We start from the raw sequence: 15,684 nt of genomic DNA on the forward strand, positions 1-15,684 counted from the left end.
CAGTTGCATCACGTTATGCTCGCGCCGCCTTGACGCAAGCGGAGCATTGGACAAAAGGGGCCCGCCATGTGGGATTTCGAAACCGATCCGGAGTACCAGAAGAAACTCGACTGGGTCGAGGAGTTCATGCGAGACGAACTCGAACCGCTGGACTTCGCCCCGCTGGACCCCTACGAAAAGAAGAACCCGAAGGTACTCGAGGTGCTGCGACCGCTCCAGCAACAGGTCAAGGAGCAGGGGCTGTGGGCCGCGCACCTGAGTCCTGAGCTCGGCGGCCAGGGCTACGGCCAGGTGAAGCTGGCACTGCTCAACGAGATCGTCGGCAGATCACGTTGGGCACCATCGGTTTTCGGTTCGCAGGCACCCGATTCCGGCAATGCCGAGATCCTCGCGTTGTTCGGCACCGAGGCGCAGAAACAGCGCTACCTGCAACCACTGCTGAACGGTGAAATATCGTCCTGCTATTCGATGACCGAACCTCAGGGCGGCTCGGATCCCGGCCTGTTCACCACCCGCGCCGAGCGGGACGGCGACTCCTGGGTGATCAACGGCGAGAAGTGGTTCTCGTCCAACGCCCGCAACGCCGAGTTCTTCATCGTGATGGCGGTGACGAACCCGGAAGCCCGCACGCACGAGAAGATGTCGCTGTTCATCGTGCCGGCGGAAACACCGGGTATCGAGGTGATCCGGCACGTGGGTGTGGGAGGCGAGTCCGACGAACGCGCCGGGCACGGATACCTCCGCTACCGCGACGTGCGGGTGCCCGCCGACCACATCCTCGGCGGTGAGGGTCAGGCGTTCGCGATCGCGCAGACCCGCCTCGGCGGTGGCCGCGTTCACCACGCGATGCGCACGATTGCTTTGGCACGCAAGGCTTTCGACATGATGTGCGAGCGGGCGGTGTCACGGCAGACCCGCCGTGGCCCACTCGGCGACTATCAGATGACCCAGGAGAAGATCGCCGACAGCTGGATCCAGATCGAGCAGTTCCGGCTACTGGTGCTGCGCACGGCGTGGAAGATCGACCGGTATCACGACTACCAGAAGGTGCGGCGCGATATCGCGGCGGTGAAAGTCGCCATGCCGCAGGTGCTGCACGACGTCGTGCAGCGGGCCATGCACCTGCACGGCGCGCTCGGGGTGTCCGACGAGATGCCGTTCGTCAAGATGATGGTGGCGGCCCAGTCGCTGGCCATCGCCGACGGGCCGACCGAAGTGCACAAGCTGACGGTGGCGCGCCGCACGCTCAAGGAGTACGAGCCGGCGGATTCGCTATTCGGCTCCGGGCACATTCCGACCCGCCGCGCCGCCGCACAGGCCCGGCTGGCCGCGTTGATCGAACACGACGTCGCCGAACTCTAGATGGCCCTGGACACCCGGCCCAATCTGGTCGCCGCAGCCGAGACCCTGTTCGCCGAGCGCGGGGTGGACGCGGTGAGCCTGCGTGAGATTGCCAGGGCAGCAGGCACCCGCAACGTGATGGCCGTGCAGTACCACTTCACCGATCGGGCCGGGGTGCTCGCGGCCATCGCCGCCAAGCATGTGCCGGACGTCGACGCCGGCCGCAATGCGCTGCTCGACACCGCCGATGCCTCGATACGCTCGATGGCCGCCGCGCTGGTGCGGCCACTGGCCGCCAAACTCGACGATCCCGACGGCGGCCCCGCCTTCCTGCGCATCCATGCCGACCTGCTGAACCGGCCGGTGCCGGCGTTCGACGTCACCGGCGGTCCGGACAGCAGCATGCGGCGCTGGCGCGACACGGTGGAGCCGCTGCTGGATCCGGTGGCGGTGGCGCTGCACACCCGGCTGGCCGCCGTGATCTACACGGCGGTCGAGCTGGGCAGGCGGGCCGCATCGGCGCCGCACACCGACGACCGGTTGTTCACCAGCCACCTCGTCGACACCGTCGCGGCGATGCTGGCCGGCGCACCGTCGGCCGAGACCCGCGAACTGGCCGGGGAACGCCAGGCCCGCCGCGCCCGGCGCAGTCCTTCGCGAGCGTGACTTACACGATCCCAATATCGGCGAGCGTGTCTGCCGACGGTACCGCGCGGAATCAAGTGCGGGTGACGGCCAGTCCCTCTTGTGCCAGGGTGGCGGTCAGGACTCCGTCGGCGTCATAGAGGCCGGCGGTCATCAGTCCCCGTCCTCGGGCCGCCGCCGGCGAGCGGGATTCCAGCAGGTTCCACCGGTCGGCCCGGATCGGGCGGTGGAACCACACCGAGGACTCAGTGGTGGCGGCGCGGTGGCTGCGGTCGACCATCGAGTGTCCGTGCACCTGCAAGATCGGGTCGACGCCGTAGATGTCGGTGACGTAGACGGCGGCACGCGCGTGGACCAGCGGGTCCTCGGGCATCGGCACGGTGATCCGCCACCACAGCCGCCGCACGAATTCCCCTGTGCTCCAACCGTCTTCGGATCGGATGTCGATCTCGTTGATGGGTAACGAGGGCGCTGGGCCCAGCGGCCCGTTGGCGGTCATGGCCCCGGGGTCCCCGGCGGTGATGCGGTGGGCGTGTTCGGGACCGTGGGCCGGCACCGAGAAGGAGGCGGTCGCGCTGACCAGCAGCCGGCCGGCCTGGCGGGCCAGCACCCGCCGGGACGCCGCGGTGCGGCCGTCGTAGACCCGCTCGACCTGGTAGTCGACCGCGGCCCCGGCGTCACCGCCGCGCAGGAACTGGACGTGCAGGCTGGTCGGTGAGAACCCGGGATTCACGGTGTGGCACGCCGCGGCCAGCGCCTGGGCGCCCAGGTGCCCAGGTGCCCACCGTAGGCCCGCTTGTCGGGCGGTCCGGCAGCGGCGCCGGTGAACTGGTCGGCCGCCGAACCATCGGGCGTGACGTCCAGCAGACCAGGCAGTACGTCAGTCACAGTGCGACAGTGCCGGATTCGACCAGATCGGCGATCTGCGCCGGGCTCAGACCGAGATGCTGCGCCAAGACTGCCGCGGTGTCGTCGCCCAGCGCCGGTGCGGGCCGTGGCGCGACGTGAGCGCCGTCGACCGACATCGGCAGGCTGGGCGCCAGATAGGTGCCGATCCGGGGCTGGTCCAGCGGGGTGAACAGCGGGTTGGCCGTGACCCGCGGATGTTCGGCGACCTCGGTGAAGCTGAGGTAGCGATCCCACAGCACCGAGCTGGCCGACAGCGCCGCCGTGACCTCCTCGGCGGTGTGGGTACGGAACCACGCGGCGAACAGCCCCGAGAGCACATCGCGGTGGGCGTAGCGCTGGCCCTCGTCGGTGAAGTCGGCGTCGAGCGCTTCTGCCACGGCGGCAACGGCTTTCGCGGTTCCGGTGAGTTCGGCCAGATCGCGGAAGTGCCGTGCGGTGAGGGCGACGATCATGAACGACACTCCGTCACTGCTGGTGAAGTTCTGGCCGTACTGGCCGAACAGGCTGTTGCCCAGCCGCGGCCGTTCGGTGCCGTTGATCATCACCTCGGTCAGGAAGCCGAGGTTGCCCGCCGTCGCCAGCGCGACATCGTCCAACGGCAGCCGGATGGCGCTGCCCTGGCCGGAGGTGTCCCGGCGGCGCAGCGCCGCCACGATCGCCAGCGCGGCGTAGAGCCCGCAGGTGACGTCCCAGGCCGGCAGCACGTGGTTGATCGGTTCACGGTGCTCGGCGGGCCCGGTGACCATCGGGAAGCCGGTCGCGGCGTTGACCGTGTAGTCCACCCCGGTGGAGCCGTCGGCGCGGCCCACGACTTCGAGATGGATCAGGTCAGGCCGCAGCGCGCTCAGCGTTTCGTAGGAATGCCATTGCCGCCCGGCGACATTGGTGATCAGGATGCCGCTGTCGATGATGAGCTGGGCGACCAGGCGTTGACCTTCGGGCGAGCGCATGTCCGCGGCGACGGAGCGCTTGCCCTTGTTCAGGCCGGCCCAGTAGATGCTCTCGCCGGCGTCGGTCTGCGGCCAGCGGTGGTAGTCGGCGGCCCCGCCGACGGGATCCACCCGGATCACCTCGGCGCCGAGTTGGGACAGCGTCATACCGGCCAGCGGTACCGCCACGAAGCTGGAGATCTCGACGATGCGGACGCCGGCCAGCGGCAGGTCAGGTGTTCCGTTCACCCGAAGAGTATGGCGGTCGGCGGATCACGCCACCGCGACCGGTACGCCCAGGCAGATGAGCGTGAGCATCAGCAGGAACCAGCCGGCACCCTGCCAGATCGGCCAGACGCCCTCGGCTTTCCACACCCGGTAGGCCCGGACCAACGCCCCGACCCCGCCGACGAACAGCGAGGCCGGTACCAGGATGCCCGCGAGCAGGGAGTTCCAGGCGACGGCGGCCGCGAACGCCACCGCCGCCACGGCGACAAAGCAGACCACATAGGTCACCGCCGACCGGAACATGGCCGGGTCGTGCCAGCGCTTCTCGACGTCATTGCTCGACATGGTCACCTCGTTCCCAGCCTAGGCCCCGACAAACAGGGTTGGCCACCACGTTCGCGGGGTAGCCCGCCGGCATGACCCACCCGACAGACGAGCACAGCGAAGACGTCGCCGCCGACGAGAACGTCGCCTCTTCCCGCGCAGGTAAGGACGGCGGCAGCGGCACCTACGTCGGGGAGACCGGACCCGACGACAGCTTCGACGCCGGCGAGACGGGTGCGGAGGCCCGCGCCGAGCGCGACGGGCGGTGAGAAGATCGGGCCATGCGCCTGCTGCTGTTGGCCGACACCCACATTCCCAAACGGGCGCGTGACCTACCGGAACAGGTCTGGGACGAGGTGGCGCGCTGCGATGTCGTGATCCACGCCGGTGACTGGATCGAGGCGGCAGTCCTCGATGAGTTGTCGCAACGATCGCGGCGGCTGATCGGATGCTGGGGCAACAACGACGGCCCGGAGCTGCGCGCGCGGCTTCCCGAACGCGCCGACGTCGCCCTGGACGGCTTGCGGTTCACCGTGGTGCACGAGACCGGAGCCGCCTCGGGCCGCGAGGCGCGGATGGCTCAGCTGTACCCGGATACCGACGTCCTGGTGTTCGGGCACAGCCACATCCCGTGGGACACCACCGCCCGCACCGGGCTGCGCCTGTTGAATCCGGGCTCACCGACCGACCGGCGACGTCAGCCCTTCTGCACCTATATGACCGCGGTGACCAGCGCGGGCAGCCTGCGCGAAGTCCGGCTGCACGAGATCGCGAAGCATTAGCTCTGTTACAGAGGTATTCTTGGGTGTGGACACCCGCACCGACCTCGTCACCGACCTGTTCAGGACCGTGGGCCGGTTCCGGCGTACCTTGCGGCGCTCGGCCGGCGGCCCGTTCGCTGCTCCGGGTCTCACCGAGTCGCAGGCCGAGCTGCTCCGTCTGGTCGGCCGCCAGCCCGGCATCTCGGTGAGTGCGGCAGCGGCCGAGCTGGCGCTGGCACCCAACACCGCGTCGACCCTGGTGTCCAAGCTGTCCACCGACGGGTTGCTGGTCCGCACGCCCGATCCGGCCGACCGGCGAGTGGGCCGGCTGGCCCTGACCGAGCCGGCCCAGCAGCTCGCCGACGCGTCCCGCTCCGCCCGTCGGGCCGCACTGGCCGAGGCGCTCGGGCAGTTGGACGACGAGGACGTCCGCGCGCTGACTGCCGGGCTTCGGGTGCTCGCCGCCATCACCGACACACTGCAGGAGAACCGATCATGACCACACCTGCCATCGACTGCCGCCAGCTGACCCACCGCTACGGCGACTTCACCGCCGTCGACGGCTTCTCACTGGAGGTCCGCAGCGGTGAGACACTCGGTCTGCTCGGGCCCAACGGGGCCGGCAAGACCACGGTCGTGCGGCTGTTGACCACGCTCACCCCGATCCAGGACGGCGAGGTACGGATCTTCGGCCTCGACGCCCGGCGCGACACCATGGATATTCGCTACAACCTCGGCTATGTGCCCCAACAACTTTCGATCGAACCCGCGCTGACCGGCCAGCAGAATGTGGAGTGGTTCGCGCGACTCTACGACGTCCCCCGCTCACAGCGACGCGCCCGGGTCCGCGAGGCGCTGGAGGCCATGCAGCTCACCGAGGTCGCCGACCGGCTGGCAGGCACCTACTCCGGCGGCATGGTGCGTCGCCTCGAACTGGCCCAGGCGCTGGTGACCAGACCGTCCCTGCTCATCCTCGACGAGCCCACCGTCGGCTTGGATCCGATTGCCCGCGAAGGGGTTTGGTCCCAGGTGCAGCAGATGAAGCAGGACTTCGGCATGACCGTCCTGCTGACCACCCACTACATGGAGGAAGCCGATGTGCTGTGCGATCGGGTCGCGCTGATGCACCATGGGGCGTTGCGGGCGGTGGGAACGCCGACCGAATTGAAGGCCAAGGTCGGGCCGGAGGCGACGCTGGAAGACGTGTTCCGGCACTACGCGGGCTCGGAACTCGGCGCCGAACTGGGTGGGACCACTGCTCCCGCCGGTCTGGGCGAGATCCGCGCGGGACGCAAGGCGGCGCGCCATGCCGGCTGATGCCCTGGTAGCCCCCGGCCTGCTGCGTGCACCGCACGGCTGGCGGCGGGCACGCAGCCTGGCCGGGCGGATGGCGACGTTCGCCTGGGTGGAGCTGCAGAAGCTGCGCCACGACCGCACCGAGCTTTTCACCCGGTTGGTGCAACCGGCGCTGTGGCTGTTGATCTTCGGCACCACTTTCAACCGGTTGCACGTGATCGACACCGGCTCGGTGCCGTACCTGGCGTTCCTGGCACCGGGCATCATCGCGCAGTCGGCACTGTTCATCTCGATCTTCTACGGCATCCAGATCATCTGGGACCGCGACGCCGGCATCCTGGCCAAGCTGATGGTGACACCTGCCCCGGCCTCAGCGCTGGTGACCGGCAAGGCGTTCGCCGCGGGGGTTCGCTCGGTGGCGCAGGTGGTGGGGGTGCTGCTGCTGGCCTATGTGATGGGCATCCACATGACGCACAACCCGCTGCGGATCCTGGCGGCGATGGGCGTGGTGATGCTCGGCTCGGCATTCTTCGCCTGCCTGTCGATGACACTGGCCGGGCTGGTGCGCAACCGCGACCGCCTGATGGGGATCGGCCAGGCCATCACCATGCCGTTGTTCTTCGCCTCCAACGCGCTGTACCCGGTGGCGGTCATGCCGGACTGGCTGCGCTGGCTGAGCCGGGTGAATCCGCTGAGCTACGAGGTGGATTCGTTGCGGTTGCTGCTGGTGGGTATGCCCTCGACGCATCCGTGGCTGGACATCGCGGTGCTGGTGGCGGCCGCAGTCGTGGGTATCGCCGCGGCCTCTGCCCTGCTGCGCCGACTGGTGGCCTGAATACGCCGAGCGTCACACAGGAGTGACCGACAGCGCCCAATGTCACTCTGGTGTGACAGTCGGCGGATCTCAGCGCAGCCGCCGGCTCAGCCCGCTCGCCCGCACGGCCCGGCGTTCGATGGCCGCCCGCAGCTGGGCGGCCGTGCCCACCACCCGCACCTTGGTGCGGGCCCTGGTGATGGCGGTGTAGAGCAGTTCACGGGTCAGCAGGCGCGAATCCTCTTCGGGCAGAAGCACCGTCACCTCGACTGCCTGAGATCCCTGGCTCTTGTGGATCGTCATCGCATGCATGGTCTCCACATCGGCCAGCCTGCTGGTGGCGAACTCGACCGGCCCGTCGCCACCGGGCAGCACCGCGCGCAGCACCCCGTCGCGCAGCACCGTGACCCCGGTGTCGCCGTTGTAGAGGCCCAGCCCGTAGTCATTGGCGGTGACCAGCAATGGCCGGCCGGCGTACCAGGTCGCCCACGGCGGGGTGTCGGTCACCTCGGCCAGCCATCGTTCCACCTGCCGGTTCCAGTACGCCACCCCGTAGGGCCCGCGCCGGTGCGCGCACAGCAGTCGGTGTTCGTCCAACGTGGTCAGCGCCACCTGCCCGTTGCCCAGCACCGCGGCCTCCCGCAGGCGCAGCGCATGCGGCACCAGGACGGCACGCAGGACACCGGCGGGATCCGCGGTGTCCACCCACTCGATGTGCTCGTCGTCCCGGCTGAGCACGGCCACTGCCTGGTCGGCATCGCCGTCGCGGATCGCCTGGGCCAGTGCACCGATCGACGCGCCGAAGCGGTGTGAGGTGACGAGCGTGGCGACAGCGCTGTCATCGCGAGCGCTGAGCCCGTCCACCAGATCGGCCAGCACGGCACCGGCGTCCACCGACGCCAACTGATCGGGGTCACCGACGAGCAGCAGCCGCGAATCGGGGCGCACCGCCTCGACCAGCCTGGCCATCATGGTCAGCGACACCATCGACGTTTCGTCAACCACGATGACGTCGTGCGGCAGCCGGTTGTCGCGGTGGTGCCGGAACCGCGATGAGGTGTCCGGGCGCGCGCCCAGCAGCCGGTGCAGTGTGGTGGCCCGCAACGCAGGCAGCCGGCCACGGTCCACGGCCGTGAGCCTGTCGACCTCGATCTGCACCGCCTCCTGCAGCCGGGCGGCCGCCTTCCCGGTCGGGGCGGCCAGCGCGATCCGTAGTGGCGGCGCGCCATTCAACTCGGCCTGCTCAGCCAGCAGCGCCAGCAACCGGGCCACCGTCGTGGTCTTGCCGGTCCCCGGCCCGCCGGTCAGCACCGTCAGGCCCCGGGACAGCGCAATCTGGGCGGCAGCGCGCTGCTCGGCGAACTGATCCGGGAAAAGTCTTGCGGCATCGGGTGTTCCGCCACGATGCGCCGTTGAGGCCAGCGCCAGGATATCGGTGGCAACCTGATGCTCCTCCAGCCAGTAGCGGTCAAAGTACAGCAGGCCGTCCTCGAGATGGAGAACCGGTGGCGTACCCAGCAGGGGGCTGGCCGCCACGGCAGCCACCCAGTCCGACGACGCGGGCCAGTCCAGGTCAGGATGGTCCACCTGGGCCTGGACCGCGGTGAGGTCGACGCACACCGAACCGGCGCGCACCGCGCGGACCACGAAGGCGACGGCCAGCGCCACCGTCTCGTCGGCTTCACCGGCCAGTGCCGCCAGCCGTTGGGCGACAAGCACATCGGCGGCCTCGATCACGTCGGCGTCGTTGAACGTGCGCAGTACCCCGCTCGCGCCAGTGGCGTAGCGCCAGCTTGCGGCGTCGACGTCGTCGACCGTCATGCCGCCACCTGCCCACCATCGAGCAGATCGGACAACTCGACCACCAACTCGGCGGGCGGTTGCCAGCTGAACACCCCGGCAGGGTGGCCGTCAGTCACCGGGGTGCCGGCGCCGCACATACCACGGACGAACAGGTACAGCACCCCACCGAGGTGGCGGCGGGGGTCGTAGCCGGGTTGCCGCCAACGCAGGAAGCGGTGCAGCACAACGCTGTACAGCAAGGCCTGCAGCGGGTAGTCCGAGTGCATCATGGCTTCGGCCATCCTGGCCCGCCCATAGTCCGCGGCCGTCAGCGGCCGGTTGGCCTCGCCGAGCCAGTTGGTCTTGTAGTCGACCACCAGATAGCGGTGCCCGGCACCGTCGGGGATGCGCAGCACGGCATCGACCGATCCGGACAGGTATCCGCGCAGCGACTGGCTGCCCAGGGCGTCGCCGGTCAGCCGGTCGGCATAGGCGGCCAGCGGGTCCTCGGCCGGCAGATGCCGACGCACCAGGGCTCCGACCGCCGAGAGCCGGATGTCCGGCACCGCTTCCCGCCGATCGCCGCCGGCCAGCGGGAACTCGAAGTCCATCTCGCACAACCGGTCTCGCAGTCCGATCTGCCGCAGCGTCAGATCCCCGGCCAACGGCCCCAACGGGGTGTCGTGCATCGGTATCAGGGCGTCGGAAAGGTCGTCGGCCGACACCTCGACCGGCCACCACACGGCGTGCCGTTCGACCTGACGCCGCAGTTCGACGGCAAGGTCGGCGGCCAGCGGATCGGCGGTCTCCAGCACCGCGTGTACCAGACTGCCGAAGGTGGCCCCGGTCGGCAGATCGGCCATCGGGGAGGTGATGTCCGCGCCGGCCGGTGCTGCGCTCACCGCGACATCGCCGGACTCGTCGTCGAGTCCGACCACCTCCGGTTCACTGCTCACACCGGGTGTCTCCGCGGCACGGATCAGCCCGGAGTACGAGGTGCGGCGCCAGGTGGTGTCGATGCTGCGGTGAAAGTGCCTGATGCTCAGGTCATCTCGCCCAGGCGGCGTCGCCAGGTCCACGAGCGGTTCGATCCGGGAGTCCTCCACCACCAGTCCGCCGACGGCTTCCCACTGCCCCAGCAGTGCTCGGGCGTCGGCGTCGTCGATCTTCTCCGGATCGCACCGGTCGGGAACCGTCGCCTCACCGGGTCGCCGGCCCCGCAATAGACGGGACAGCCCGCCGTTGGGCTCGTCCCACGACGGCGCCCACCACGCCACCACCTGTGACTGGGCGCGGGTCAATGCCACGTAGGTCAGCCTGGTCTCCTCACCGGCTGCTTCCCTGCGGCCCTGCGCCTGTGCGGCGGCGAGGTCGGGGCTGGTCTCGCCGCCGATGTGCAGGCACCGGCGCCCCTCGTCGTGGAAGCGCACGACCTCCTGCTTGCGGACATAGCGGTTGAAGGTGAAGGGCAGGTACACGATCGGGAATTGCAGCCCCTTGCTGACCCAGACGGTCATGATCTGCACGGCCGCCGAATCGCTGTCCAGCCGCCGGTTGCGCTCCGGCGCGCCGCTGCGCTCGTCGCGCTGGGTGCGCAACCAGTCACGCAGCGCCGTCAGGCTGAGGTGCTCGCGGTGGGCGACGTCGTGCAGCACCTCACCGACGTGCGCCAGATCAGTCATGTTGCGTTCGCCACCCGCCCAGGACAGCACCCGCCGACCCATCCCGGCCCGTTGCGCCGCCTCGAATACCGCCGCTACCCCTGCTTCACGGGCGTGATCGGCCCACTGGCGCAGGGTGTCGGCGACCTGGTCGGTGAGCGCGTCGCCGCCGTCGGCGAGGTCTTCGGCGGTCTTGCCGAAGAACATGGTCGCTGCGGCAGCCCGCACCAGACCGGGCCGATGCAACTGGTCGAACGCCTCCAGCAGGCACAGCCAGTCGTCGGCGGCGGGTGAGCGCAGCACGTCGGTGTCGCCGGTGTACACCGCGGGCACCCCGGCCCGGATCAGCGCGTCGAAACACGCCCTGGCATCCAGGTGGCTCTCGGTGATCACCGCGATCTGGTTTGCCCGCAACGTCTCACCGGCGAAGGTGGCTCCGCTGCCCAGCAGGGCGCTGACGTCGGCGGCCAGGTCCGCGGCGATGTGCGAGCGCAGCGCATCCATCTTGATGGTCCGGGTTCCGCTGAGCCCGAACGTCTCTCGGGTGACTACCCGCAACCGCACCGGATCGTTGTGCGGCGCCCCGGCGAGCCGGTGACCGTGGTGATGCGGCGTGACGTCGAGCACCTTGATATCGGGGTCACCGAGTTCGGCGCCCCGCAGCAGCTGTTGCAGTCGGTCGACCAGAGCGGCGTCGCTGCGCCAGTTCGTGCCCAGGGTCAGCCGGTGGCCCGCCGTCTTCGCCGCGCTCAGATAGGTGACGATGTCACCGCCGCGGAAGGCGTAGATGGCCTGCTTGGGATCGCCGATGAGGATCAGGGTGGACCGGCCGCTGAAGGCCCGCTCGATCACCTGCCACTGCACCGGGTCGGTGTCCTGGAACTCGTCGACCATCACCACCGACCAGCGCTGGTGCATGCGGGTGGCCGCCGGTGCATCGGCCGACTGCAGTGCGTCGGCGAGCCGGCTGAGCAGGTCGTCGTAGCTCAGGATGCCGCGCTTGCGTTTGCGCCGCTCCAACTCGGCGAGCACATCCCGGCTGAAGCCCACCCGAACCGCGGGTTCCGATCCGGGCGGCGGATTGTGCGGGCGCAGGTCGGTTCCCGCGTTGGCCACCACCTCGCGCGCCAGCGCCAGCGCCTCGGCTCTGGTCAACGGGGGCGCCTGGAGCTCCTGACCGAAGTGCCGGAGGTAGAGATCGTCGACGATCTCGCTGACCAGGTCGTCGAGGCTCTCGGCGAGGGTCACACCACTGTCGCTGTCGCCGGCGACGCCGAGCGACTTGAGCACCAGGTTGCAGAACTGGTGAGTGGTCGCGATGGTCGCGGCGTCGAACGACGCCAACGCATCACGCAACCGATCCCGGCGGCAGGCCAGCTCGGTCGCCTCACCGTCGATCAACGACTCCAGCAGCTGGTTACCGCCGGTGCCCGACGGATCGTCGAAGGCGCGCAACGCCTCGTGCAGCGCACGCCGGACCCGCTCCCGCAGTTCCTGGGTGGCGGCGCGGCCAAAGGTGATCAGCAGCATCTGGTCCAGCGTGGCGCGCCCCTCGGCGATGTAGCGGGTGACCAGACCGGCCAGGGTGAACGTCTTGCCGGTTCCGGCGCTGGCTTCCAGGACGGTGGTGGACCGGGCGGCGGGCAGGGCGCCCAATAGATCGAATTCGCGCATCACGCACCGTCCTCGGCGGCCAGCAGCGGACCCCACAGCCGTGCCGCGAAGGCACCCAGCCGGGTGGTCTCGCCCTCGGCCTGCTCATCGGCACCCGGTGCACTCAGCAGCACCTCGATATCGGGCTCCCGGCCCCAGATCCGTTCGATGGCAGGATCGTCGCGCTCGTAACGCCACTTTGCGACAGCCTCGCCACGCGGATCCTGCCGACTTGCCCTGGCGGCCGCCCACGCGTGGGATGTCTTGATGGGCAACGGGATCGGCTCGCGGCGTCCGGCGTCATAGATCGCCACCAGGTCACGCAGGACGGCGACGGGATCCTGCTGCGGAGGTCCGAGCACCCGTTGCATGGCACCGATGCGCCGGCGCTGCCTGCCGACGCAGATCGCCGACCATCGGCCTGGCCGGGCCGCCGACAGCGCCAGCAGTGGGATCCAGGCTCTCAGCAGGTGCTGGGCGTCGAGCTTGGAGTAGGTGACCTCGACCAGGTGGCTGCCGTACACCGGGGAGACGGTGCCGGTGAGGCGGCGGCCACCGCCGAGATCGATGTCGACGTCGTAGGCCTGCGGCGCACCGGTGCGGTGGGACAGGGCGGCCCGGGCGAGTTCGGTTGCCTGGTCCCGTAATTCGCCCGCCTTGCGCCACCCGAGGCGGCCCGGTGGAAGCGATCCGCGGCGCCATTCGGCCTGGCCGGCCTGTTCGGGGTTCATCCCGCTGAGCATGTCGGTGAGCAACCGCTGGCCGACCGTCCACTCCTGCAGGTTGTCGATCTCGACCGGCATGGCGTCCTGCACGCCCTCGACCTCCCACGGCAGGGTGAAGTCCAGCGCGGTGAAGAAGCCTTTGATCGGGTTGGCGAAGAACCGCATCAGCTCGGGCAGGGTCACGTCGTCGGGTGGCGGTGGCGGCAGCGGCTGGGCCAGCAGGTCGGGTTGTTCGGGCCTGGTGTGCGCGGTGACCGACGCGGCATTGATGGCGGTGGTGTCGAAGGTGAACGGCTGGCCGGGGACGCCGAGCGCACCCGGGGTCACGTTGCGGATGTCGAAGGGCTGCAACGGATGCTGCACCACGACCTGGTCGTATACCGGTGCCTCGGTGGTGCGGTCGAGCGCGTCGAGCAGCTCGGCGAGCGGCACCGCGGGCGGTCGCGGGTGCCCGGAGTACTCGTTGGCACCGGTGTAGGTGACCACCAGGGTGTCGGTGGCCGAGCAGATCGCGTCGAGCAGCAACTGACGGTCCTCGGAACGGACGTCGCGTTCACCGGTCATGGGTATCCGCGCCAGGGCGTCGTCGCCGTCACGAACGCCGATCCGCGGGAACACGGTGTCGTCCAGGCCGACCAGGCAGACCACCCGATGCGGCACCGACCGCATCGGCACCATGGTGCACACCGTGAGCGTGCCGGTGCGGAAGTTGGCCCGGGTGGGACGGCCGGCCAGGTGCCTGCGCAGCAGTGCGGTGATGTCGGGCAGCCGCATCGGCGTGTCCGCCCGCGGCCCTGCGGTGGTCACCAGGTCGCCGAACTCGCGCTGCAATTGGCTGCTCTGCCAGGCATCGTCTCCCGAGGTCCGGGTCAGTAGTGCGATCCCGTCATCGAGCGCTGCCAGCCACTCGAACAGTGGCCTTGTGCCGCTCAGTGATTCGATGACCCGCTGGAGTCTGTCGACGAACTCGGCGAGCCGGCCGGCCAGCTCCACACTGTTGCTGCCGACATCGTCGAGCGGCAGGGTGACATCGAGCCACGCCTTGGAGTCATCGGACATCGCCACCCCGGCCAGAACCCGGTCGATGCCGAAGCGCCAGGTGTTCTGGATGAACGGGATGCCGTAGCGAGCGCGATGGTCCTTGTCGAGCCCCCAGCGGATGTTGGCCTGCTGCACCCACCGGGTGATGTTCTCCAGGTCGTCGTCGGTGAAGCCGAAGCGGGCCCGGACCGGTGCGGCCTGTGCGATGTTGAGCACCTCGGTGGCGGTCACCCGGCCACCGGCCAGCTCGAGCAGCTGCTCGGCGACCGTCAGCAGCGGGTTGGTCTGAACCAGCGAGCGGTCGGCCAGCCGCACCCTCAGCCGGTGGGCCGGATGTGCGCCGGGCACCACCTCGCCCAGACCGAAGTCGGCGATGATGAGCGCGGCGTAGGTCTCGATGTCGGGACACATCACCAGGATGTCGCGCGGCTCCAGGGTCGGGTCGTCGGCCAGCAGCCCGAGCAACACTTCGCGCAGCACGTCGATCTGACGGGCCGGGCCGTGGCAGCTGTGTACCTGAACCGACCGGTCACCCTCGCGCAGCGACCTGCCCTGCGGGCGAACCGCATTGGCGGCGATATCGGACTGCAGCCAGCCGAGCAGCGTGTCCGGTCGCAGGGCAGCGCCGAGGAACTCGTCGGTGGCCACCGCGGCGGGCAGGCTGCGCTGAAGCTCTCGCAGATCCCGGCCCAGGGTGGCCAGCAGTGGGTGGTTGACACGGCGGTGGGTCAGGTCCTGGGACCGCGGGATGCTGCCGTGCACCCCCGCCAACGCCGTCCACAGGTCCGCACTGGGATGTGGCAGCCACAGATGCACCTGGTGGTGGGTGGACAGCGCCTCAACGAGCTCGATATCGGTACACGCCAGTCGGGTGTAGCCGAACAGGGACAGGCGATCCGGCAGGTCGGCGCCGGACTCCTGCAGCTGCACAAGGGTTTTGGCGTGCCGGATGTGGGGCGGGTCGATGCCCACCGTCTCGACCAGGGCACGCCACAGGTGCGGTTGCCACTGCAGGTCGCGGTCGAGGTCGTCCGCCGCACCGTCGAGCCAGTCGGCCAGCAGCCCGGGGCGCTGACGGGCGTAGGAGACGAACAGGCCGGCCAACCGGCGGGCCACCGCGTAGCGCCGTCCCTGCCGCAGTTCCTGCTCTTCACCGGTGTCGAAGTGACCGAGGTGGGTGGCCAGGGTGACACACCACGGCTCGTCGAGGTGGGAGTCGATAACCTCCAGCAGCGGCCAGGCCAGCGCATCCGGGGACCACGGGTCCTCGTCGCGGGTGCCGGCGATGTCGGCGATGAGCGAGCCCGGGGTGCGAAACGACACCCCCGCACAGATGCCGTCAGCACCGGTGCCCCGGCCCAGCACATGCGACAGCCGCTGCGATAGCCACCGTTCCAGCCCGCGCGCCGGCACCACCACGAGTTCTTCGGCGAAGGGGTCTGGTGGTGGGGTCGCCAGCAGCGCACCCAGACCGTCGGCGAGCACGTCGGTGCGTTCGGCGCGGTGGAGGTGCAGGGCCATCGGGACCACCGTAAACCGTGGCGCCGACAGCGCGGCGGGCATCCGCCCGGAACG

Annotated in this window: 14 protein-coding genes; 7 read left to right on the forward strand and 7 right to left on the reverse strand. The window is 69.6% G+C overall.

Annotation, left to right across the window (positions count from 1 at the left end):
• The first annotated feature begins 66 nt into the window (after positions 1–66).
• Both G6N35_RS18325 and G6N35_RS18330 read left to right on the forward strand, forming a co-directional pair.
• Positions 67–1,362 (forward strand): acyl-CoA dehydrogenase family protein, encoded by a 1,296-nt coding sequence (locus tag G6N35_RS18325; protein WP_163805537.1) that lies wholly within the window; start codon positions 67–69, stop codon positions 1,360–1,362.
• Complete coding sequence (locus G6N35_RS18330) at positions 1,363–2,007, forward strand: TetR/AcrR family transcriptional regulator (protein ID WP_163805538.1); 645 nt, start codon at positions 1,363–1,365, stop codon at positions 2,005–2,007.
• A 52-nt stretch (positions 2,008–2,059) separates the two neighbouring features.
• Here the strand turns inward: G6N35_RS18330 and G6N35_RS18335 are convergent, their stop codons facing one another.
• Genes G6N35_RS18335 through G6N35_RS18345 form a run of 4 tightly spaced genes read right to left on the reverse strand, consistent with a single transcriptional unit; the run spans position 2,060 to position 4,397 of the window.
• The gene (locus G6N35_RS18335) at positions 2,060–2,719 is read right to left on the reverse strand and encodes an acyl-CoA thioesterase (RefSeq protein WP_322790614.1); all 660 of its coding nucleotides are present in this window, start codon (positions 2,717–2,719) and stop codon (positions 2,060–2,062) included.
• Positions 2,716–2,874, reverse strand: a complete 159-nt coding sequence (locus G6N35_RS27715; RefSeq protein WP_322790615.1) for a hypothetical protein — start codon at positions 2,872–2,874, stop codon at positions 2,716–2,718. Before G6N35_RS27715 ends, G6N35_RS18335 begins: the two co-directional genes overlap by 4 nt.
• Positions 2,871–4,073, reverse strand: a complete 1,203-nt coding sequence (locus G6N35_RS18340; RefSeq protein WP_163805539.1) for a CoA transferase — start codon at positions 4,071–4,073, stop codon at positions 2,871–2,873. The genes G6N35_RS27715 and G6N35_RS18340 overlap by 4 nt, the downstream gene beginning before the upstream one ends.
• 24 nt (positions 4,074–4,097) lie before the next feature.
• Positions 4,098–4,397, reverse strand: coding sequence for a hypothetical protein (locus G6N35_RS18345; protein ID WP_163805540.1), 300 nt, complete (start codon positions 4,395–4,397; stop codon positions 4,098–4,100).
• Between the two features lie 71 nt (positions 4,398–4,468).
• On the opposite strand from G6N35_RS18345, the gene G6N35_RS26945 reads away from it, so the two are divergent.
• The 5 genes from G6N35_RS26945 to G6N35_RS18365 are packed head-to-tail and all read left to right on the forward strand — an operon-like array spanning position 4,469 to position 7,268.
• Entirely contained in the window at positions 4,469–4,645 is a 177-nt protein-coding gene (locus G6N35_RS26945; RefSeq protein ID WP_170313137.1) for a hypothetical protein, read from the forward strand.
• Between the two features lie 12 nt (positions 4,646–4,657).
• On the forward strand, positions 4,658–5,158 hold the full coding sequence (locus tag G6N35_RS18350) for a metallophosphoesterase family protein (protein WP_163805541.1): 501 nt from the start codon (positions 4,658–4,660) through the stop codon (positions 5,156–5,158).
• A gap of 25 nt (positions 5,159–5,183) precedes the next feature.
• The gene (locus tag G6N35_RS18355; protein WP_163805542.1) at positions 5,184–5,636 is read left to right on the forward strand and encodes a MarR family winged helix-turn-helix transcriptional regulator; all 453 of its coding nucleotides are present in this window, start codon (positions 5,184–5,186) and stop codon (positions 5,634–5,636) included.
• Positions 5,633–6,454, forward strand: coding sequence for an ATP-binding cassette domain-containing protein (locus G6N35_RS18360; protein WP_163805543.1), 822 nt, complete (start codon positions 5,633–5,635; stop codon positions 6,452–6,454). The genes G6N35_RS18355 and G6N35_RS18360 overlap by 4 nt, the downstream gene beginning before the upstream one ends.
• Entirely contained in the window at positions 6,444–7,268 is an 825-nt protein-coding gene (locus G6N35_RS18365; protein ID WP_163805544.1) for an ABC transporter permease, read from the forward strand. Before G6N35_RS18360 ends, G6N35_RS18365 begins: the two co-directional genes overlap by 11 nt.
• Positions 7,269–7,337: 69 nt before the next feature.
• Here the strand turns inward: G6N35_RS18365 and recD are convergent, their stop codons facing one another.
• From recD to recC, 3 genes are read right to left on the reverse strand one after another with little or no spacing between them, the layout of a single operon-like run.
• Positions 7,338–9,068: an exodeoxyribonuclease V subunit alpha gene (gene recD, locus G6N35_RS18370; RefSeq protein ID WP_163805545.1), complete on the reverse strand. Its 1,731-nt coding sequence runs from the start codon at positions 9,066–9,068 to the stop codon at positions 7,338–7,340.
• Positions 9,065–12,364 carry an exodeoxyribonuclease V subunit beta gene (gene recB / locus G6N35_RS18375; RefSeq protein ID WP_163807768.1) on the reverse strand — a complete coding sequence of 1,100 codons (3,300 nt, stop codon included), beginning with the start codon at positions 12,362–12,364 and terminating at the stop codon, positions 9,065–9,067. The genes recD and recB overlap by 4 nt, the downstream gene beginning before the upstream one ends.
• Complete coding sequence (gene recC / locus G6N35_RS18380; RefSeq protein ID WP_163805546.1) at positions 12,364–15,630, reverse strand: exodeoxyribonuclease V subunit gamma; 3,267 nt, start codon at positions 15,628–15,630, stop codon at positions 12,364–12,366. The genes recB and recC overlap by 1 nt, the downstream gene beginning before the upstream one ends.
• Positions 15,631–15,684 lie beyond the last annotated feature (54 nt).

The organism is Mycolicibacterium anyangense (genome assembly GCF_010731855.1).
GTDB lineage: Bacteria > Actinomycetota > Actinomycetes > Mycobacteriales > Mycobacteriaceae > Mycobacterium > Mycobacterium anyangense.

Coding starts and splice junctions, on each gene's coding strand:
- G6N35_RS18360 (WP_163805543.1), top strand. CDS start 5,633: ATGACCACACCTGCCATCGACTGCCGCCAGCTGACCCACCGCTACGGC.
- recD (WP_163805545.1), bottom strand. CDS start 9,068: ATGACGGTCGACGACGTCGACGCCGCAAGCTGGCGCTACGCCACTGGC.
- recB (WP_163807768.1), bottom strand. CDS start 12,364: ATGCGCGAATTCGATCTATTGGGCGCCCTGCCCGCCGCCCGGTCCACC.
- G6N35_RS18325 (WP_163805537.1), top strand. CDS start 67: ATGTGGGATTTCGAAACCGATCCGGAGTACCAGAAGAAACTCGACTGG.
- G6N35_RS18345 (WP_163805540.1), bottom strand. CDS start 4,397: ATGTCGAGCAATGACGTCGAGAAGCGCTGGCACGACCCGGCCATGTTC.
- G6N35_RS18350 (WP_163805541.1), top strand. CDS start 4,658: ATGCGCCTGCTGCTGTTGGCCGACACCCACATTCCCAAACGGGCGCGT.
- G6N35_RS18330 (WP_163805538.1), top strand. CDS start 1,363: ATGGCCCTGGACACCCGGCCCAATCTGGTCGCCGCAGCCGAGACCCTG.
- G6N35_RS26945 (WP_170313137.1), top strand. CDS start 4,469: ATGACCCACCCGACAGACGAGCACAGCGAAGACGTCGCCGCCGACGAG.
- recC (WP_163805546.1), bottom strand. CDS start 15,630: ATGGCCCTGCACCTCCACCGCGCCGAACGCACCGACGTGCTCGCCGAC.
- G6N35_RS18365 (WP_163805544.1), top strand. CDS start 6,444: ATGCCGGCTGATGCCCTGGTAGCCCCCGGCCTGCTGCGTGCACCGCAC.